The 19,337-nt window shown below is 68.0% G+C and carries 22 protein-coding genes; 6 read left to right on the forward strand and 16 right to left on the reverse strand.

Annotated elements, in window-relative coordinates:
- Positions 1-28: 28 nt before the first annotated feature.
- On the reverse strand, positions 29-1,948 hold the full coding sequence (locus tag ACFYRU_RS02420; protein WP_387652172.1) for an ABC transporter ATP-binding protein: 1,920 nt from the start codon (positions 1,946-1,948) through the stop codon (positions 29-31).
- A gap of 153 nt (positions 1,949-2,101) precedes the next feature.
- Between ACFYRU_RS02420 and ACFYRU_RS02425 the strand changes: the two genes are divergently transcribed.
- A complete protein-coding gene (locus ACFYRU_RS02425; RefSeq protein WP_387652174.1) occupies positions 2,102-2,926 on the forward strand; it encodes an acyltransferase domain-containing protein in 825 nt (274 codons plus the stop codon).
- Here the strand turns inward: ACFYRU_RS02425 and ACFYRU_RS02430 are convergent.
- From ACFYRU_RS02430 to ACFYRU_RS02440, 3 genes are all read right to left on the reverse strand, one after another.
- The gene (locus tag ACFYRU_RS02430) at positions 2,921-4,123 is read right to left on the reverse strand and encodes a hypothetical protein (protein ID WP_387652176.1); all 1,203 of its coding nucleotides are present in this window, start codon (positions 4,121-4,123) and stop codon (positions 2,921-2,923) included. The genes ACFYRU_RS02425 and ACFYRU_RS02430 overlap by 6 nt on opposite strands.
- A gap of 75 nt (positions 4,124-4,198) precedes the next feature.
- Positions 4,199-4,828, reverse strand: coding sequence for a DedA family protein (locus ACFYRU_RS02435; RefSeq protein WP_387652178.1), 630 nt, complete (start codon positions 4,826-4,828; stop codon positions 4,199-4,201).
- A 64-nt stretch (positions 4,829-4,892) separates the two neighbouring features.
- Positions 4,893-6,074 carry a cytochrome P450 gene (locus tag ACFYRU_RS02440; RefSeq protein WP_387652180.1) on the reverse strand — a complete coding sequence of 394 codons (1,182 nt, stop codon included), beginning with the start codon at positions 6,072-6,074 and terminating at the stop codon, positions 4,893-4,895.
- A gap of 53 nt (positions 6,075-6,127) precedes the next feature.
- Between ACFYRU_RS02440 and ACFYRU_RS02445 the strand changes: the two genes are divergently transcribed.
- Both ACFYRU_RS02445 and ACFYRU_RS02450 read left to right on the forward strand, forming a co-directional pair.
- Entirely contained in the window at positions 6,128-6,445 is a 318-nt protein-coding gene (locus ACFYRU_RS02445) for an ArsR/SmtB family transcription factor (RefSeq protein ID WP_387652182.1), read from the forward strand.
- Positions 6,435-6,854, forward strand: coding sequence for an SRPBCC domain-containing protein (locus ACFYRU_RS02450; RefSeq protein WP_387652184.1), 420 nt, complete (start codon positions 6,435-6,437; stop codon positions 6,852-6,854). Before ACFYRU_RS02445 ends, ACFYRU_RS02450 begins: the two co-directional genes overlap by 11 nt.
- Positions 6,855-6,858: 4 nt before the next feature.
- Here the strand turns inward: ACFYRU_RS02450 and ACFYRU_RS02455 are convergent, their stop codons facing one another.
- From ACFYRU_RS02455 to ACFYRU_RS02490, 8 genes are all read right to left on the reverse strand, one after another.
- A complete protein-coding gene (locus ACFYRU_RS02455) occupies positions 6,859-7,650 on the reverse strand; it encodes an ABC transporter permease (RefSeq protein WP_387652186.1) in 792 nt (263 codons plus the stop codon).
- Complete coding sequence (locus ACFYRU_RS02460) at positions 7,634-8,452, reverse strand: 2-aminoethylphosphonate ABC transporter permease subunit (protein WP_387652187.1); 819 nt, start codon at positions 8,450-8,452, stop codon at positions 7,634-7,636. Before ACFYRU_RS02460 ends, ACFYRU_RS02455 begins: the two co-directional genes overlap by 17 nt.
- Positions 8,452-9,516, reverse strand: coding sequence for an ABC transporter ATP-binding protein (locus ACFYRU_RS02465; protein WP_387652189.1), 1,065 nt, complete (start codon positions 9,514-9,516; stop codon positions 8,452-8,454). The genes ACFYRU_RS02460 and ACFYRU_RS02465 overlap by 1 nt, the downstream gene beginning before the upstream one ends.
- The gene (locus tag ACFYRU_RS02470; RefSeq protein ID WP_387652191.1) at positions 9,513-10,532 is read right to left on the reverse strand and encodes a 2-aminoethylphosphonate ABC transporter substrate-binding protein; all 1,020 of its coding nucleotides are present in this window, start codon (positions 10,530-10,532) and stop codon (positions 9,513-9,515) included. Before ACFYRU_RS02470 ends, ACFYRU_RS02465 begins: the two co-directional genes overlap by 4 nt.
- A complete protein-coding gene (locus ACFYRU_RS02475) occupies positions 10,529-11,209 on the reverse strand; it encodes a phosphonatase-like hydrolase (RefSeq protein ID WP_387652193.1) in 681 nt (226 codons plus the stop codon). Before ACFYRU_RS02475 ends, ACFYRU_RS02470 begins: the two co-directional genes overlap by 4 nt.
- Positions 11,206-12,339, reverse strand: coding sequence for a TIGR03364 family FAD-dependent oxidoreductase (locus ACFYRU_RS02480; protein WP_387652195.1), 1,134 nt, complete (start codon positions 12,337-12,339; stop codon positions 11,206-11,208). The genes ACFYRU_RS02475 and ACFYRU_RS02480 overlap by 4 nt, the downstream gene beginning before the upstream one ends.
- Positions 12,340-12,530: 191 nt before the next feature.
- The gene (locus tag ACFYRU_RS02485) at positions 12,531-13,232 is read right to left on the reverse strand and encodes a GntR family transcriptional regulator (RefSeq protein ID WP_387652197.1); all 702 of its coding nucleotides are present in this window, start codon (positions 13,230-13,232) and stop codon (positions 12,531-12,533) included.
- Positions 13,233-13,316: 84 nt separating this feature from the next.
- The gene (locus ACFYRU_RS02490) at positions 13,317-13,493 is read right to left on the reverse strand and encodes a DUF5302 domain-containing protein (RefSeq protein WP_387652199.1); all 177 of its coding nucleotides are present in this window, start codon (positions 13,491-13,493) and stop codon (positions 13,317-13,319) included.
- A gap of 146 nt (positions 13,494-13,639) precedes the next feature.
- On the opposite strand from ACFYRU_RS02490, the gene ACFYRU_RS02495 reads away from it, so the two are divergent.
- The 3 genes from ACFYRU_RS02495 to ACFYRU_RS02505 are packed head-to-tail and all read left to right on the forward strand — an operon-like array spanning position 13,640 to position 15,931.
- A complete protein-coding gene (locus tag ACFYRU_RS02495; RefSeq protein ID WP_387652201.1) occupies positions 13,640-14,290 on the forward strand; it encodes a LysE family translocator in 651 nt (216 codons plus the stop codon).
- A gap of 33 nt (positions 14,291-14,323) precedes the next feature.
- Positions 14,324-14,998 (forward strand): hypothetical protein, encoded by a 675-nt coding sequence (locus ACFYRU_RS02500; protein WP_387652203.1) that lies wholly within the window; start codon positions 14,324-14,326, stop codon positions 14,996-14,998.
- Between the two features lie 45 nt (positions 14,999-15,043).
- A complete protein-coding gene (locus ACFYRU_RS02505; RefSeq protein WP_387657980.1) occupies positions 15,044-15,931 on the forward strand; it encodes an aminoglycoside phosphotransferase family protein in 888 nt (295 codons plus the stop codon).
- Here the strand turns inward: ACFYRU_RS02505 and ACFYRU_RS02510 are convergent.
- From ACFYRU_RS02510 to ACFYRU_RS02525, 4 genes are all read right to left on the reverse strand, one after another.
- Complete coding sequence (locus tag ACFYRU_RS02510) at positions 15,918-16,640, reverse strand: class I SAM-dependent methyltransferase (protein ID WP_387652205.1); 723 nt, start codon at positions 16,638-16,640, stop codon at positions 15,918-15,920. The two genes, ACFYRU_RS02505 and ACFYRU_RS02510, sit on opposite strands and share 14 nt — an antisense overlap.
- 155 nt (positions 16,641-16,795) lie before the next feature.
- On the reverse strand, positions 16,796-17,575 hold the full coding sequence (locus ACFYRU_RS02515) for an ABC transporter permease (RefSeq protein WP_387652207.1): 780 nt from the start codon (positions 17,573-17,575) through the stop codon (positions 16,796-16,798).
- Positions 17,572-18,327 (reverse strand): ABC-2 family transporter protein, encoded by a 756-nt coding sequence (locus ACFYRU_RS02520; RefSeq protein ID WP_387652209.1) that lies wholly within the window; start codon positions 18,325-18,327, stop codon positions 17,572-17,574. Before ACFYRU_RS02520 ends, ACFYRU_RS02515 begins: the two co-directional genes overlap by 4 nt.
- Positions 18,324-19,292, reverse strand: coding sequence for an ATP-binding cassette domain-containing protein (locus ACFYRU_RS02525; protein ID WP_387652211.1), 969 nt, complete (start codon positions 19,290-19,292; stop codon positions 18,324-18,326). The genes ACFYRU_RS02520 and ACFYRU_RS02525 overlap by 4 nt, the downstream gene beginning before the upstream one ends.
- Positions 19,293-19,337 lie beyond the last annotated feature (45 nt).

The following is a 19,337-nucleotide window of genomic DNA, read 5'->3' on the forward strand; positions in this document are numbered from 1 at the left end:
CACGGGTCCGTCGCCGGCTCCGCTGTGATTATTCGCGTCGGGCTGACCTACGGCTGGAATCTTCGTCCCCGGACAAGCCGTACTGCCGGCGCTGAGCGCGGTACATCCGGGCGAAGAGACCATCCATCCGCATCAGATCGTCATGGCTGCCCGATTCCACGATCTGTCCGTCGTCGAGCACATAGATGCGATCCGCATGACGTACCGAGCCCAGCCTGTGCGTGATCATGAGGACCACACGCTGCTCGTCGGCCAGCGCCAGGATCCTCTTGAGCGCCTCGACCTCGGACACTGGGTCCAGTGCGGCGGTTGGCTCGTCACAGATCAGCACCTCGGCATCACGGTAGTGCGCCCGCGCGATCGCAAGGCGCTGCCATTGCCCGCCGGACAGGTTGACGCCACCCAGAAATTCCCGGGCAAGGAGGGTGTCCCACTGCTCCGGCAGGCCGGCGATCACGCTGGCTGCATCAGCAAATGTCGCTGCCATCTCCAACGACCGGTGGGACTCACCTTCACGGATACGCCCGATTGCCACATTGGCTCGGGCCGTGAACGGCCAGCGCTGGAAGTCCTGAGCTATCCAGCCGACTCTCGAGAAGACGTCAGCGCGATCCAGCTTGCGTGAATCGATACCGTCCCAGCTGATGCTTCCGTGATCGGGCTCGTGAAGACCTGCGATAACTCGCGCCAGCGTGCTCTTTCCACTGCCGTTCTTGCCTACCAATGCGATGACCTGCCCACGCCTGATCTCGAGACTGACACCCCGCAGGGCGGGAGATGTGGTGCCCTCGTAGCGGTACTGCACGTCGCAGACTGAGATCACACCCCATGACTCAGGAACCGGCTCCCCTCCCAGTGGAATGGCTCGCGCGCTGGCGAGTCGCAGGGCACTGGTGTAGTCGCTGACGAACAGGCCATGGCGGTACATGCCGTTGAACTGCGTCAGAAGCGAGGACAGTTGCCCAGCAACCTTGGCCATCGCGATCACCGCAGTTCCAGCTGCGGCTGGTGGTATTACCCCAGACGTCAAGAGCCATCCGAGGACGAGATAGGCGACGATGCGCGCCAGGCCGCCGGCGGCATCGGTCACCACCCCGAAGACAGCCTGGGCTTGTGCCAGACGACCACGTTCGACCTCGAGCTGTTCCGCAATGCGCTGGTAGTGGCCGAGCAAGAAGTCACCGAGCTGGTGGACCCTGATCTCTTCGGCCGGAGCGCCCTGACCGGTTACGACGCCAACCAAGACGTCCTTTTGTCGCGCCGAGTTCAGCATCTTCAAGGAGGAGGCATGCTCCCATCGCGCTGTCTTCAAAGCCTTCCAGCCTTGAGGTACGACGCCAAGCAGCATCAGTGGCACCAGCAGCGGGTGAAGGGTTCCGACGGCACCAGCTATGGCCACGACCCCTACCGACGATCCTGCCACCGTCAGTAAAGTCGTGGTCAAGCTCTCGATCGCCTTAACTCCCAGCTGAGCGCTGGCGAGACTGCGATTGAACTGGCCGTCGTCGAGTGTGGCGATTTCGACGTTGACTGCCTTCTCCAGTAACAGCTGCTCAGCGCGTCGCTGTACCCTCGGCGCTAACCTCCCGCTGGAAGCACTTGCAAGGGCCTTTGCCAGCGAACCGCAACCGGCCATCACTGCAGCCACAATCAACGCCGGCGCCGCCGCGCGGACGCGCTGGACGGTTGGCCCGCTTGTCAGCAGGCCGATCAGAGCTTGATTGACGGCCAGGAACCCGGCTGCGACGAGGACTGCCTGAACAACTTGCGCCAGCACCGCACCGACCAGCCCGGCTCGATCTGCTGACCACGCCGTGCCCACCGCGAGTCGAGTCAATTGCGGCAGCCTCTTCACCGATGCCCACAGTCCAACCCGTGCGGCGGCCGAGAAATGTTCAGCCCAAGGCCCGGCGATTCGGATTCCGGCGCCGAAGAGGGGGTCAGACACAGGCGTGTTCCTCAGCTGGTGGGTGGCTCTGCACAGGTCCGCATCCGCCGACTGGGAATGCAACCGTTCGTCTCGCCATACTGCTGTGTTCGCTGGTCGAGCCCTGGCGTAATGCTGAAGTCTGGCTGTTGTTACATCGGTTACCGTTGACCGGTGACGACTGCTGAGGAGTACCGGCTGCTGGGGTTTTCGGAGCTCGATCGGGAAGCGGCCGAGGCGTTCACGCCGGATCCGGTGGCGGTGAAGGATCTCGCCGACCAGCTCCGGGCCGCGGCCGGGAAACTCGGCAGTGAACCCGAGCCGACCTTCCCGGAGGACCCGCGGAACTCGGTGCAGGCGTACCTCGACACCGTGCCGGACATCCGCCGCTTCCACGCCGAGCGCGGTATCCCGGACGACATCAGCTGGGCGTCGCTCGCGGACCTCGGGCAGCAGCTCAAGGTCAACCGGCGTACGCACGGTGACTACGGCCTCGAGACGCACTGGTGGCTGCGGCACTTCTGGAACGGCCAGATCTACTCGCTCGGCCGACTGCAGTACATGCTCTACGAAGTCACCGAGAAGGACCCGGTGCCGGGCGTCGAGACTGGCGAATGGGTGATCGGCGTCCACATCCCGGAGACCGGTCCGCTGACCCCGGAACTGGTCGACGACAGCCTCCAGCAGGCGCGCGAGTTCTTCCCGCGGTACTTCCCGGAGCACCCGGTGCGGATCGCGACCCTGTGGTCGTGGCTGATCGACCCGTACCTGCTGGACCACCTCCCGCAGGACTCGAACATGGTGAAGTTCGGCCGCCGGTTCACGCCGTACGGGACGCCGGTCGACAGCCAGGACAGCGCGATTTTCTTCACGTTCCGTACGCACGGCACCGACCACCTCGACGAACTCCCGCAGGACACCACCCTGCAGCGGCTCGTCGTCGGCCGGATCAAGGACGGCGGCACCTGGCAGAGCGCCTTCGGTTACCTGGAGCTATGACGGCCGGATCCGCGGACTCGGTACGCCGTACTTCGCGAGCCAGCCGGCCAGCTCCATGTTGGACACGCACCGTACGTCGGGCTGCTTGCACGTCTCCAGTACGAACTGGGTGAGCGCGTCGGAGTACACGCTGTTGTTCCAGTGGTTGAAGTGGTTGCCGAGGAACAGCGGCGGGTTGCCGCTCGCCCGCGACTTGGCCAGCGCGGCCCGGTACGTCGCCAGCACCTGTGCCTTGAGCGCGGGCGCCTGTGCGAGCGGGGCCTTCCGCGCCTGCGTCTGCGCGTACCAGAAGTTGTAGTCCATCGTCAGCGTCTTCTTCGCCGTACCGGCCAACGTCACGGACTCGAGCGGGAAGTTCCACACGCCGTTCGCCTTCCGCGGCCAGGCGATGTACCCGGGCGCGGACGCGTCGTACAGCATGCCGCGCTGCACCATCGCGAGCCGGTACGCGGCGCGGTTGCCCTCGAGACACGGCGTCCGCATGCCCTTCACCGTCGACGGGTCGAACGGCGGTGCGACCGTCTTGCCCGCGGCGAGCGTCGGCCCGGTCCGCACCATCCGGTCGAACGCGCTCAGCTCGGCGGTCCACTGCGCGGTCGTCCAGCGGCCGATGCCGTTCGTGCCACAGAAGTGGCCGTTGGCGTGCGTACCGATCTCGTGGCCCTCGGCGATCGCGTCCCGGAGGACCTTCGTGCGGCCGAGGATGTTCGCGGTGTCACCCCAGCCGATGTCGGACGCGCCGGGTTTCTGGTACGGCGGCTTGTAGTCGGTGCGGTGGCTCCCCGGGTAGAGGTACGGGCCGGAGAGGAAGAACGTCATCCGCGCGTTGACCTGCTTCGCGACGGCCCGCCAGTGCGCCCAGAGGCCGAGATCGCCGGCGCCGTCGAACGAGACGACGACGAACAGCGGCGGCTTGCCGTTGGGCAGGCGGCCCGGGAACTGCCGCAGGACCGGAGCCGCGGCCGGCAGGTTCCCGGAAGGCGTCGGAGTCGGAGTGGGCGTCGGCGTCTTCGGAGGCGTTGACGGTTTCGGCGTCGACGTCGGCCCGGTGGGCGTGGGTGACGGTTTGCCGGTGGGTTTCGGAGCGGTCGACTTGCTCGGCGTCGGGGCGCCTTCGAGTGGTACGTCGGCACATCCGGCCAGAGCCGCCGCGACCACAACCGCAACGGCCACGAGGTTCGCCCCAGGCCTCACCACTTGTCTACTGACGCACGGGAGCCGGGAAAGGTTGTCGTGAGACACGCCCCGGCGGACAAACCGGGGCGGTGATCGTTAGGCGCCTGTGACCTTCGCCGCGCGGCGCCTGTTCACGAGCCGGCGGGACGTCTCGAGCGCGAGACCGATCACCCCGGCGAGGCTCAGGCTGAACACCAGCCCCAGCAGGTGGTCGTGCGCGAACGCGTCACCACCGAGGTACCCGAGCATCGCGACGTAGGTGTACGCGATCGTCACACCGAAGAACGTGAAGATCAGGAACTTCTTGAACGAGTACCGGGTCGCGCCGGCCGTCAGCGTCGCGACCATCCGCGCGCCCGGGATGTAGCGCACCGTCATCAGGATCAGCCCACCGCGTTTGTGCAGCGCGCCGGAGACCTTGTCGTACAACTGCTGGCGACGCTCCTGGCGCTTCATCCAGCGGTGCAGCGCCGGGCCGGAGCCGCGGCCGAGGAAGTAGCAGAACGACTCACCGATCACCGAACCGGCCATCGCGACCGCGATCACCAGCGGCAGGTTCTGGTGGCCGGCCGCCGCGGCCATGCCGGCGGTGATCACCATGCCCTCGCTCGGCACCACCGGGAACACCGCGTCGACCGCCGCGGCGACGAACAGGATCAGCAGCAGCCAATGCGAGGCCATCGCAGCGCTCAGCAGGTGTCGCGCGACCTCCATCAACTCCGTCACCCCGAAAGGATGCCATCACCGGCCAAGATCACCGCAATCCCACCGATGTCATTTAACCCGATGTTCAGCGCAGTACCCGGAGTTCGCGGATGGCATTCATCAGCAGGCTCGGGTGCCGCGGCGGGTCCTGCGCGGGTACGGCGAGGCGCAGCCGCGGGAATCGCGCCAGCAGCAGCTCGAGCGCGATCCGCCCTTCCAACCGCGCGAGCGGAGCGCCGAGGCAGTGGTGGATCCCGTGCCCGAACGCGAGATGCGCCGAGTCCGCGCGGGTGATGTCCAGCTCGCCGGCCCGCTCGACCTTCCGGACGTCGCGATTCGCCGGCAACAGCGCGAACACGATCATCTCGCCGGCCTCGATCCGCCGGCCGGAGACGTCGATCGGCGCACGGGCCAGGTACGGGACCGCAGCTTGCAGCGGGCCGTCGTACCGCAGCAGCTCCTCGACGGCGGCGGGGAGGCGTTCCGGTTCGGACCTCAGCAGCTCGAGCTGGTCGGGATGCCGAAGCAGAGCGTGTACTCCGTTACTGATCAGGCTGACCGTCGTCTCGTGACCCGCTGCGAGCAGCAAGAACACCATCGACGTGAGCTCGTCCTCACTCAGCCGATCCCCGTCGTCCTGTACGGCGATCAGCCCGGACAGCAGATCGTCGGTCGGCGACTGCCGCTTCTGCGCGATCAGCTCGTGAACGAAGGCGAGCATCAGGGTGACGGCCTCGACGTACTCCTCCTCACTGTGCACTGCCGCGTTCACCAACACCGCGGACCAGCGACGGAAGTCGTCGCGCCGCACCACGGGGATGCCGATCAGCTCGCAGATCACGGTGATCGGCAGCGGGTAGCTGTACGCGTTCACCAGATCCACCGGGCCGTCCACGCCCTCCATTTCGTCGAGCAGGCCCGCCGCGATCTCGCGGATCCGCGGCTCGAGCGCCTCGACCCGGCGCCGGGTGAACGCCGCCGTCACGAGTTTCCGCAGCCGGGTGTGGTCCGGTGGGTTGGCATTGAGCATGTGCTGCTCGGTGCTCGCCATCAGATTGCCCAGCACCGCATCCGGATGCGGACCCTCCATCGACCAACGCACGACGTCCGGGTGCGCCAGCAGTTCGCGGGTCTCGGCATAGCCGGTGACCAGCTGGACGGGAACGCCGGTGAACATCACGTAGCGCTGGACGGGGCCGGTCGAGGCAAGATCCTCGAAACCCCAGTGCCGAGCGATCCCGCTGACTTCGGTGAACGGCTGCCGCATTTCGCCAGCGTACGGGCTTGACAGAACAGTTAACCAGTTGGTGAAGTGTTGGGGTGCTGACGACGACGTTCGGGGCGCTGGCGGATCCGACCAGGCTGGCGATCGTGGGGCGGTTGAGTCGGGGTGCGGCGACGATGGGCGAGCTTGCGGCGCCGCACCAGGTCACGTTGCCGGCCATCACCAAGCATGTTCGCGTGCTCGTGGACGCCGGACTGGTGAATCGCGAGCGGCGGGGGCGGACGGTGGTGTGCACGCTGCGGACCGAGGCGATCTCCGAGGTGGAGCAGTGGCTCGGAGACCTCACGTCGTACTGGAACAGCACCGTTGACCGGCTGGAAGAGCTCCTGCGAGAGGACGACGATGGACACTGAGATCCGGATCGAACGGGTGCTCCCGGCGACGATCACCCGGGTGTACGACGCCTGGACGCGGGCCGAGCTGCTGATGCGGTGGTACTGCCCGAACCCCGCCCTGGAGCTGAAGGTGGACGCGGACGTCCGGCCCGGCGGGTCGTACGTCGTCGAGATGGGGCCGCACGTGGTGCGGGGTACTTACCTCGAGGTCGTACCGCCGACCCGGCTGGTGTTCAGCTGGCAGTGGGACGGTACCGACGACGCGCCGACCCGGGTCGAGGTCGAGCTGATCGAGGTACCCGAGGGCACCCGGATGCAGCTCAGCCACACCGGCTTCGCGAGCGCCGAGGACACCGCCAACCACCGGCTCGGCTGGGAGCCGGAGCTCGACCGGCTGGTCGATCTGCTGGCATCGGTGACGCAGTAGCCGGTCAGCGTTCCGCGGCCCGCCCGCGGAGCCGGTCGAGGACCAGGACGAGTACGACGGTTGCCGTGAGCAACACGACCGCCTCGGCAGCCGCCACGAACGCCTGACCGCGGTCGGTCAACGCGAAGATGCTCACCGGCAACGTCCGCCACGACGCGGGATAGACCATGATCGTCGCGCCGACCTCGCCCATCGACAGCGCCACCGACAAGCCGGCGGCGGAGGTGATCGCGGGCAGCAGCATCGGTAGCCGGACCTGCCACAGGACCCGGGCCGGCGAAGCGCCGAGCGACGCGGCGACCTCGGCGTACGACGGATCGATCCGCTGCAAGGCTGCCGTCACGGTTCCGTAGCTGAAGGCAACCATCAGGACGAGGTGCGCGATCACCACGATCCACTTCGTACCGTTGAGCAGCACCGGCTGCCGCGAGAACGCGACCAGCAGGCCGAGCCCGACGACCACGGACGGTACGGCGATCGGCAGGTGGTGCAGCGCGTCGGCGAGCTTGGCGAAGCGGGTGTTCGCGGCCGACACCGCCCCCCACGTGCCGAACAGGACGGCGAGCAGGCCACCCATGAACGCGGTCTGCAGGCTGACCGACAGCGAGGCGAGTTCGTCGCCGGAGAGGGCCTGTTGGAAGTGGCTGGTGGTCGGGTCCGACGGGAGTACGCCGTTCCACGAGCCGGCGAACGCCGCCGCGATCACGACCAGGAACGGCGCGAGCACGAGCACGCCGAAGACCATGGCGAACGCGATCCAGACGACGGCCTTGCCCTGCTTAGTCCAGACGAGCACGACGACCTCCTCCGAGCGCCAGCCGCAGTACGGCGTACAGGCCGAGCGACAGCGCGATTTGGACGACGGCGATCACGCACGCGCCCGGGTAGTCGAACATCACGATGCCCTTGGTGTGCACGAGCATCGGCAACGTGGTGGTGTCCTTCGCGCCGAGGAACAGCACGATGCCGAACTCGTTCAGCGTCAGCAACAACGTCAGACTGCCGCCCGCTACCAGGGCAGGGCGTACTTCGGGGAGTACGACCTGCCGCAGTACTCGCCAAGGTCCCGCGCCGAGACTGGCCGCGACGTCGAGCTGTGCGCGCGGGAGCCGACTCATTGCCGCAAGCAACGGCCTCATGACGAACGGGGTGTAGAACGTGACCTCCGCGAGTACGACCGCCCACGGCGAGGTGAGGAACCCGCCTGCGCGCAGGATGCCCGTACTCCCGTAGATGAAGGTGAACGACAGCGCCACCAGGAACGACGGCAACGCCAGCATCGTGTCCACCAGCCCTGCCACCACGCGGGCGCCCGGGAACGGCACAAAGCTGATCACCACCGCCAGGAACGTGCCGACGATCATGCAGCCGATCGTCGAGCTGACCGCGATCTGTACGGTCCGTACCAACGCGTCGCGAAACTCGGCCGACCCCATCACACTGCCCCAGGCCGGCAAGGACTCCACCGCCACCAGCACTAGCGGATAGACGACCAGCCCCAGGATCACCAACAACGGCGGCAGCACCCACAACCACTTCCCGTCCCGCCGCCGCCCCCGATCCACCACCAGAGCGGTCCCCAACGCCTCGACAGCCATCAGTCCCCCGCCACCAAACTGCACGCCGCCACCGGCAACACCATCACCACAGCCGCACCCAGCTCTGGCACCGCCAGATCAGCCGAAACATCAACCCGCACCACCACCCCCGCCAACCCCCGCACCGAACAACTCACCCGCCAGGAATCCCCCCGCCACTGCACACCAACCACACCCCCAACCAGCCGCACCTCAACCCCCACCCCACCCGGCGGCGCGCCGCCGGCCGGCTGCAGCCGGATCGCATGTGGCCTGATACACAACAGGCTCTTGCCCGGGTCTGCTTTCAGTCCTGGGATCTCGCGGCCTGCGACTCTCACGGATCCTTCGGACACTTCGATGGGCAGCAGATTCGCCCCACCCAGGAACGAAGCAGTAAATGCCGACGGCGGAGCCGCGTACAACTCGGCAGCAGGCGCCACATCAACGAGCCGAGCGTCCCGCATCACCGCAATCCGATCAGCGAGCGCCAGCGCCTCGGACTGATCGTGGGTCACGTACACGATCGCAATGTCCGGCACCTCCCGCCGCAACTTCTGCAGCTCCCCCAGCATGTCCGCCCGCAACTGCGCATCCAAAGCAGCCAACGGTTCGTCCAGCAACAACACCGGCGGCCGTACGGCCAACGCCCGCGCAATAGCGACCCGCTGCTGCTGCCCACCCGACAACTCCCGCGGAAAACGCCGCGCGTACGCCGTCATCCCCACCATCTCGAGCATCTCGGCAACCCGCGCCGCCACCTCCGACCGGCTCTTCCGTGCGGCACGCAACCCGAACGCAACGTTGTCGAAGACCCGCAGATGCGGGAACAACGCGTAGTTCTGCACCACCACCCCGATCCCCCGCCGCGCCGGCGGCAGCTCGGTGACGTCACGACCACCGAGCCGGATCCGCCCACGTGACGGCCGGACGAACCCGGCCACCGCCTTCAGTGCGGTCGACTTCCCGGACCCGGAGGGCCCGAGCAACGCGACCGTCTCACCGGCCGCGACGCTCAGGTCCAGTCCTTCCAGCGCGCACGTACGGCCGAAGTGCACCGTGACGTCCTCGAGCTGAACGGTCATCCCACAGCCTTGGTGTACGCCGCGACATCCGCATCGAGGTCGCTCAGTACGGCAGTCCAGTCCGGCTGCCACACCTCGACCCCGTCGGTCACCTTCCGCACAGACGTGAAGTTCGCGTCCGTCGGCGTCACGTCGTCCCGCGCCGGCAGCCCGAACGCGTCCTGCGAGATCGTCTGCTGCGCATCGGTCGACAGCAGGTACTCCATCAACTGCTTGCCCCCGTCGGCGTTCGGCGCCCCCACTCCGAGCCCCATCACGTACGGCAGCGCCAGCGTCGTGCGCTTGCCCGCGGCCGCCGGGAAGAAGATGCTGAACGCCGACTTGTCGTTGGCGATCGACGCCGCGTTCATCTGGACGTCGCCGTTCGCGACCAGCAGCTCGCCCTTACTGACCTTCGGCTGCAGCTTGCCGGTCGAGGCGGACGGCCCGACGTTGTTGGCTTCCAGCTTCTTCAGGTAGTCGAGCGCCCCGTCCTTGCCGAGCAGGTGCTGAAGCAGCAGCAGTACGGCGGTACCGTCACCGGCCTGGCCCGGCGTCGAGTACTGCAGCTTGCCCTTGAACTTCGGGTCGAGCAGGTCGTCGAACGTCTTCGGCGTACCGGCCTGGGCGTTCGCGATGAAACACAGGTAGTTGTCGACAACCGTGACGTAGTCGTCACCCTTGAGGCCCTTCACGTGGTCCGCGCCGGGTACGTCGTACTTCTGCAGCAGCCCGTCCTTGTCCGCCTTCTGGATGAATGGCGGCAGCGTGACGACGACGTCGGCCTGCGGGTTGGACTTCTCCTTCTGCAGCCGCGACACCACCTCACCGGAGCCGGCCTCGACGGTCTGGACCTTGATCCCGGTCTTCTGGGTGAACGCGTCGAACCGTGTCTTGTACCAGTCGGCGAGTCCGTCGGCGGTGTAGACGGTGACGGTCTTCTTCGCACCGTCCCCGGTGGATGCCGCGCCAGTCCCGCCACAGGCGGCGACGGACAGTAGGAGGGTGGTGGCGAGCAGGGTCTTGAGTGCCTTCACTTCTCCAGCCTTCGATCGAGGAGCAGGCCGGGCAGGTCCCGGACCGACTCGAGTACGTGCGTAGCGCCCGCGGCGGTCAACTGTTCGTTGCCGTGGGCACCGGTCAGGACGCCGGCCACGATCCCGGCACCGGCCCGGATCCCGGTCGTCATGTCGTAGGCGGTGTCCCCGGCCACGGCCACGTTCCGGACGCCGTCGGCGCGCAGTTCGAGCAGCGCCTTCAGCACCATGTCCGGGTACGGTCTGCCGCGGCCCGCCTGTGCCGGGCAGAGAGTGAGGTCGGCCAGCTGCTGCCAGCCGAGGGCGGTCAGGATCCGGTGTTGCGTGGTCTCTGAGAAGCCGGTGGTCAGGCAGACCTTGATCCCGGCGTCCCGGAGTTCGTGGATCGCCTCGGCGGCCCCGTCGATCGGCGCCAGCCCGTCGGCGATCAGTTCGCCGTACGCTGCCTCGAACGCCGCATTCGCCCGCTGGGCGGCGTCTTCGACACCGAGCAGCGACCGGAACACGGTGATCTTGGACTCGCCCATCGTGGCGCGGACATGCGCGATCATCTCGTCGTACCGCGGCGTCCCCACCTCGATGCCCTGGGCCCCGATCGCCGCGGTGAAGGCCCGCTCGACCAGCCCGTCGTCGGCCACCGTCGTCCCCGCCATATCAAGCACAGCCAGCTGAATCATGCGCCGCCTCCTTCACGGGAGGTCGTCGCCAAGCGGTCAGCGCCGATCGCCTCGAAGCTCGCCTCAGCGATCGCCGGCGCCATCGTCATCCCGCGCCCACCAGGCCCGGTGACGAGATACACGCCGTCGGCAACCTCCCGCCGCACCACCACCTCGTCGCTGGTGGCCTGCGAATACACCCCAGCCCATCGCTGGGTGATCACGGGCAGTTCCCGTCCGAGAATGGTTTCGACCACCCCACGCAGGTAGTCGTACGGCTCACTCCGTACGTCGAACCCGAACGGCTCGTCGTACTCGTGGGTGTCACCAATCGTCAGCCCACCGTGCGTACGCTGCACCATCAGCAACTGCATCTTGTGCTCAGCCGCAACCGCCGCCTGCGCCGGCAGCTCCCCGACAGCCGGCCCGCTGAACGCCGGGTAGTACCGGAAGCTGTCCCCGTCCGCGACCGCGGTCGTGAGCGTGTCGCCGAGCGGCGCCGTCTGCATCATCTGCAACCGCACACGCCGCACCGGCAGCTCGTCCGTCAGCTCACGGATCAGCCCGCCGTTCCACGCGCCCGTACACAAGAAGACGAGGTCTCCCGCGTGCACATCGCCGTGATCGTCGACGACCTGGCCGGCGCGGACGTTACGTACTTCGCGTCCGCCGAGGAACTGGTAGCGGTTCGACTTGTTCAGCTCCGCTCGGAGCGCGGGCAGGACCTCGCGCGGCTCGACGATCGCGTCGCGGGTACACCACAACGCACCCCGCAGGCCGCCCTTCAACGCGGGGTTGCGTTCGCGGGCCTGCTCCGCATCGAGGACCTGAAACCCGCGCGCCGCCGCGTCCGGCCGGGCCGCCGCTTCCTTGGCGACCGCGAGCTCGGCCTCGCTCCGGCAGACCGTCAGCGATCCGGCGGCCCGGAAGCTGATGCCCGGTACGTCGGCCCACAGATCCCGGGCGCGTTGCGCCAGTTCCACCTCGGCGCCGTCGGCGCGGCCGCTGACCCAGACCAGCCCGAAGTTCCGCACGCTCGCGCCGCGCGCCTCGAATTCGCGTTCGAGGTGCACGACCTGGTGCCCACGCCGTACCGCCTGCCAGGCGTGGAACGTGCCCAGCACGCCTCCGCCCACCACAACCACCCGCACATCCGCTCCTCTCGTCGAGACCAAGATTGGTCCGGACCAATGAAGAGAGCATGCGGGACGCCGGTCCAGCGGGTAAACCTCAGGCGAACAGTTGCGACGCGGACCGCCAGGCCATCACAATCCGCCGACCCCGAGCGGTCGCCGCGGGGAACGCCTCGAGCTGCGCGATTGTGATGGCTTCCAGATCCGCCTCAGGGGCGCAGGATCGCGCGGAAGCCGACCCGGTCGCCGCGGTACAGCGAGCGGACGACCTCGATGGGATCGCCGGCGACGTCGCGGCTGTTGCGGTGCAGAAGGAGCATCGGGAGGGACTGTGTGGCCTTGAGCAGCTCGGCCTCGCGGGGGGTGGCGATCACGGTCTCGACCAGCTCCTCCCCCTCGCCGAACTGCACGCCGAGCTGATCGGTCAGGCAGCGGTACAGCGAACCGGTCGGCTCCAGCACCGCACGCAGTGTCGGGAAGCGCGCGACCGAGAGGTACGTCGTCTCGAGTCCGATCGGCTGCCCGTCCGCGAACAGGACCCGCTCGAGCCGGTGCACCGCATCCCCCTCGGCGATCTTCAGCTGCTCCGCGAGGTCGGCATCCGCGACCACCTCGTCGAACGTCACCACCTCACGCCCGGGCGTGTGCCCCTGCGCGCGCAGCGCCTCGGTGTAGCTGACCAGCGCCAGCGGCTGCACCAGCTTCGGCGTCGCGACGAACGTGCCCTGCCCCTGCCGCGCCCGCAGCCGGCCGTCCGCGATCAGCTCCCGGATCGCCTGCCGCATGGTCCATCGGGATACCCCGAAGTCCTTCGCCAGCACCCGCTCGGGTGGCAGCGCGGCGCCCTCCCCCAGCCGCTCGACGACCTCGATCAACCGCGTCTTGACGACAAAATGCAGCGGCTCACTCACGGTGCCGAGAATATCCGGACAAAGGTCGAGCCCCGGGCGGCAACCCGGGGCTCATATCGGATGGGTGGACAGCTAGGCGGACCCTCAGCTACCGGACTTGCGCCGGAACTGGCGCTTCTGCTTGTCGTTGTGCGCGTCGCCGACGCCCTGGCCGCGAACCCCACTGCCGGGGTGCGAGTGGTTGCCGGCGTTCTTCTTCTGGAGCGCTTCCCGGAACTTCTTCTGCAGATCGTCCGCCGGCTCGCTGGACTTCTCGCTCATACCGTCTCCTTCAAACCGTAGGCGTACGCACCCACGCTAACCGAGGGTGAACGCTGCGCGCGAGCGAATACCGTCCTGTGGAAAACCTACGGGCGCGGGCGGACTGCGCTGTTAAGTTCGCCGTACCGCCGAGGAAGGGACACGACATGCCGGTGAGCAACGAGGCGCTGCTCGGGATCGCGCTGGTCGAGCTGGGCCTGGTGATCGTGCCGGGACCGAACATGATCTACCTGATCTCGCGCTCGATCGCGCAGGGCCGCCGCGCCGGGCTGATCTCGCTGGCCGGTGTCGGCCTCGGCTTCCTCACGTACTTGCTGGCGGCAAGCGCCGGCCTCGCGACCCTGTTCGCGCTCGTCCCGGAGATCTACCTGACGCTGAAGCTGGCCGGCGCGGCGTACCTGCTGTGGCTCGCCTGGCAGGCGTTCCGCCCGGGCGGCACGTCGGTGTTCGCGACCCAGCAGCTCGAACCGGACCGCCCGCGCAAGCTGTTCGGGATGGGCCTGCTCACCTGCCTGCTGAACCCGAAGATCGCGATCCTCTACATCTCGCTGCTCCCGCAGTTCCTCGACCCGTCCCGCGGTCACCTCGGCCTGCAGAGCCTGATCCTCGGCCTCGGCCAGCTGACCGTGGGCGTGGTGATGAACGCGGTCTTCGTGATCACGGCCGGCTCCGTCGCCGTCTTCCTGTCCCACCGCCCGACCTGGATGCGCATCCACCGCTACCTGACCGGTACGGCACTCGCCGTCTTCGCCCTCCGCCTCGCCACCGACCGCGCCCGCCCGCTCGCCACCCACTGAAACTGTCGGCCCCGCCGACTACCGTTCGACGCGATGACCGACTTCACTACCGCATCCATCGAACGGCTCGTCGCCGCCTGGAACACCAAACCGCTCGCAGCGCTCGTCGCCGAACGCGATCTGCCTGCGATCACCGCGGACTACTTGCGCGACACCTTCGCCTGGTCCCGTACCGAACAGGCGACCCGTGCGTTGACCGCGCACTTCGCCTCGGCCCGCTTCGCCGACGAGGTCGAGTACGGCGCACTCCTCGTCCCGGACCCGTCCAAACTCGACACCCGCGCGCCGCTGCCGCTGGACGTACGTCCGACGACGGCCCCGGACGTGTTCGACGAACGCCTCCCGCCAGGCGTCGCGCTGCCTGGTGACGCCGCCTGGCGGCTGGTGGTGAGTGTGATCGGGCCGTACGGTCCGGCGCTCGGCAGCTACCACGAGGTGCTCGCCTCGGACGCGTTCGTCGTGGACGGAGAGGACACCAGGACCTGGATGACCCGTCAGGTCTGGGGCGCGCGGGTGCTGCAGTGTGGCGCGACACCGCCGGACTGCGAGCACAACGAGCGGTGGACGTTCACGCTGTTCCCCGGCGAGGAGCTGGTTGACGGACAGGCCGAGTCCGGGACGGTGCTGAAGGGCAAAGTCAGGTTCCGCCTCGGCAAACCCGATCGTGGCATCGGCTCGGCCCGGGTCGCCCCTGCAGTCCTGGTCTAAATCGTGTGCGGCCCCGGCGGAGCGCCCGGGATACTGCTCGGCGTGATGCACGAAGGACAACTGGATGTGACGGTCGAGCTCGTCGAAGGGCTCGTCAAGGAACAGTTCCCGCAGTGGAGCGCGCTCGCGGTCCGCGCAGTACCGTCGCACGGCACGGTGAACGCGGTGTTCCGGATCGGTGACCATCTCACCGCGCGGCTTCCGATCCAGCCGGGTGATCCGGCGGCGGTACGGAAGGAGCTCGAGGACGAGGCGGAGGCGGCGCGCCGGTTGCGCGCGATGTCGCCGTACCCGACGCCGGAGCCGGTCGCTCTCGGAGGGCCGACCTCGGAGTATCCGCTGCCGTGGGCGGTGCAGACCTGGGTGGACGGAACGATCGCGTACGACGCGGACGTGTCCGGCTCGGCCACGTTCGCCGAGGATCTCGCGCGGTTCGTGCTCGCGCTGCGGGCGCAGCCGACCGAGGGCCGGACGTTCGACGGGCAGTGGCGCGGTGGGCTGCTGCCGTCGCAGGACGAGTGGGTCGCGGAGTGCCTCGACCGCAGTCGCGGGATGATCGACGTGGACGCGCTCACCCGGTTGTGGGCCGACCTGCGGACGACGCCGCGGACCGAACCGGACGCGTGGACCCATCGCGACCTGATGCCGGGCAACCTGCTGGTACAGGACGGCCGGTTGGCCGGGGTGATCGACGTCGGCATGTTCACGGTGTCGGATCCCGCAATGGACCTGCAGCCGGCGTGGAACCTGTTCGACCCGACTGCGCGTACGGCGTTCCGCTCGGCGCTCGGCAGTGCCGACGACGAGTGGCGCCGCGGGATGGGCTGGTCGTTCGCGCAGGCGATCGGCTGCCTCTGGTACTACGTCGAGACCAACCCGGTCATGTCCCGCACCGCCCACCACACCCTGACCGCGCTGCTCAAAGCTTCCTAGCCACGAACACGTACTCCTTGCCCGGCCGATCAGGAGCACCTCGTACGTCGTCGACCGCGAATCCGGCCGCGGTCAGCGACTGCTCGACCTCATCCCGCTCGCGGAACCACAGCGTCGAGTCCGACGTGAGCACGGCCCCGTCGGACGAGAAGATGTAGGTGGCGCGGAACGTGACGTACGGCAGCTTCACGGCGACGAGCTCGGTCCAGACCTCGACCGTCTCGTCGCCGATCTGCCGGACCTGATGGGTGTGCTCGCGGGTCCACTCCTCCCACGCGCGGCGCGCCGGGATCCGCGTCTCGAACACGAACCGCCCACCCGGTTCGAGCGCCGCGTGCACCCCGCGTACCGTCGCCGCCCACTCCTCCGCGGTCAGGAACACCTGCGCCACGTTCCCCGTCATCAACGCCAGCTCGACCTGCAGCGGCGGCAACGTCGTCGCGTCCCCGTGGATCCACGTGACCCGATCCGCGAATTCCTTGCCCCGAGCAACCTCCAGCGACGCCGCGGCCGGATCCACCCCTGTCACCTCCACGCCCAGGCTCGCGAGCAGGCAGGTCAGCTCCCCCGTCCCACACCCCACGTCCAGCACCCGCCGTACGCCGAACTCACCGAGCATCGCCGCGTAGTGCTCCAGATCCCCCCGATCCGGATCCAACGCGTCGTACACCGCCGCCAACCGAGGCACCCCGAACAAGGCATCAACCATAAGCCCGGACGCTAACCGCTCCGCCCACCGCCGAGCGACCCCATTTCCGTACCGACCGACGGGACGTAGTCGTCTACGCATATCCCACCTCAAGCGCGACCACCGCCGCACCAATCGCCGATTCGGCGACCACTACCCGTCCTTCGGTACACCCCTCACGAAGTCGCCCCGCTGTACCGCCGCAGCCCGGCGCGCCACGCGAGCACCGCCAACCCTGCCGCGCCGCCGGCCGCCGCGACTCCGGCGATGAGCACACCGAGTTGGGGGCCGCGCAGGAGGGCCGTGGCGGGGACACTCGCGATCAGGGCCATCGGGAATACGTAGGTGAGGAGGATGCGGAGCGGGCGGGCGAAGACGTCGGTCGGGTAGCGGCCGAGTTGCCAGGCCGAGTGATAGAAGACGTCCAGCTGCAGCTTCGGTGCCCAGAACGCCAGGCAGGCCAGCAGAACACTCAACGCCCACGTGACCACCAGCCCTGCGACCACCAGCAGGAACCAGCTCACGAAACCGCCCGTCGTCGGCACGTGATCCGCGATCCCCCAGCCGAGTACGCCGAGGCCGAGGACGACCTGGATCAGCTGCAGCGGCGACGACAACGACAGGCTGGCCAGGAACAAGCTCGACGCCGGCTGCAACAGGTACGCGTCGAGTTTCCCGTTCCGGATCCCGGTTTCCGGGAACCACGACAGGTTCGGGTCGATGAACGTCGTCCGCAGCCCGGTGATCAACTGGTACGTCCCGATCAGCACCAGGAACTGCGCCTTCGACCAGCCCGCCAGCGTGTCCGCCCGGGTGAAGACGATCAGCACGGCCGCGATCGCCGTACCGAGACCGGTGAACGCCAGCAGAACATCGAACACCAGGTTGACGCGGAACGCGATACTCCGGCGCAGCGACATCGAGAAGCCCGCGCCGAACAGCCGAAGCAGCTTCACGATCCCACCGCCGTGTACCGCCGGACGCCGGCCCGCCACAGGATCATGACCACTCCCACCAGGACCACCACCCAGCTGAGCTGATACCCGAGCGATGCGCCCGCAGGCACCCCGGCCGCGACCGAGGCCGGCAATCCGTTCATCCCGTAGAACGGCAACACCTCGGCGACCCGCCGCCACCCGTCCGGCAGCACGCCGATCGGCGCCGCAGTACCGCCGAGCAAGAACATCACCTGACTGCCGAATCCGACCACCGCGTGCACCCGATCCGTCCAGAACGCCGTCAACGACAACAGAAACGTCCACAGGAAAACGAGCGCGGCCGCGAGCACCAAGTACGGCACCGAACGCAACACCGCCAACCAGTCGAACCCGACCCGCAACGAGATTGCCGTGACCAACACGATCGGTGCCCCGAGCAACGTCAGCCAGGCGCGGATCGCCAGGTTGGTGCCGAGGACGCCAAGTACGACCGGCTGCGGCCGGAGCAACTCGTGGCTCAACGTACCGCTGTAGATCGTTTCGGAGAACGTGTGCTGCTCGAACGACTCGGTCATCAACGTGACCAGGACGACCGCGACGTAGTACCGCCCGATCGCCGGATCGTCCGGATACACCGCCGACCACACGAACAGCCCGATCAGCGGCGCGACCACCGCCTGCACGACGAGCGTCAGCAGGAACCACCACGCGCCGGACCATTCCAGCACCTCCTGCCGTAGCCGGAACCCGAGCAGTACCGCGGTCCTCATCGCAGCCCTCCCCGGTACGCCTGGTCGATGACCTTCTCCAGTGGTGGCTCCTCGACGGCGAGGTCGACGACGTCCAACGCCTGCAGCAGGCGTCCGGTCGTACCGGCGACGTCGTCCCGCGGCACCCGCAGCACCCACTGCCCGTCCGCCTTCTCGACCACCTCGCCGAACCCCGACGGATCACCCGGTGTCGAGATCCGGATCAGCTTGTACGGCGACAGCCGCGCGGACAGTTCCGCCAGCGGTCCGTCGTACTGGACCTTGCCCTTGTCGATCAGGATCAGCCGCGGACACAGCGACGCGACGTCGGCCATGTAGTGGCTGGTCAGGAGTACGGTCGCGCCGGTCTGCTCGACGTACTCCCGCACGAACTCGCGGATCAGGCTCGCGGCGCTGACGTCCAGCCCGATCGTCGGCTCGTCGAGGAACAGCACCTCCGGCCGGTAGATCAGCGCCAGCGCGAGGCCGACCCGCATCCGTTCGCCGAGGCTGAGCGCGCGGAGCTGCCGTTCGACCAGCGGTTCGAGGTCGAGGAGCGCTTCGAGTTCGGCGAGGGTGCTGCGGAACGGCGGACGCGGGATCTCGTACAGCAGCCGCTGGTACTCCAGCGAGTCCATCACGGTCAGCTCCTGCGATCCACCGACCGGCTGGCTGCCGCGGACGAAGGCGATCCGCTTCAGGAACGGGGACTTCCGTTGCCACGGGACCGCTTCGAGCACCCGGACGCCGCCGCCGGTCGGATGCAGGATGCCGGACAGGATCTTCATCGTCGTCGTCTTGCCGGCGCCGTTCGGTCCGATGAATCCGGCCACCTCGCCGCGGGCGATCGTGAACGAGACGTCGTCGAGCGCCTGGACGGTCTTGTACTCGCGGCGGACCAGCGAACGGAACGCCGCCCGCAGCCCGCCTTTGCGGATCGGGGCGCGGTAGGACATCGAGAGGTTCTCCACCTCGACAGCAGTCATGACGCCGACCGTAGGAAGAAAAGACGCCCATCTATGGCTTATTTT

It is taken from the genome of Kribbella sp. NPDC004536 (assembly GCF_042873835.1).
Taxonomy (GTDB): Bacteria; Actinomycetota; Actinomycetes; order Propionibacteriales; family Kribbellaceae; genus Kribbella.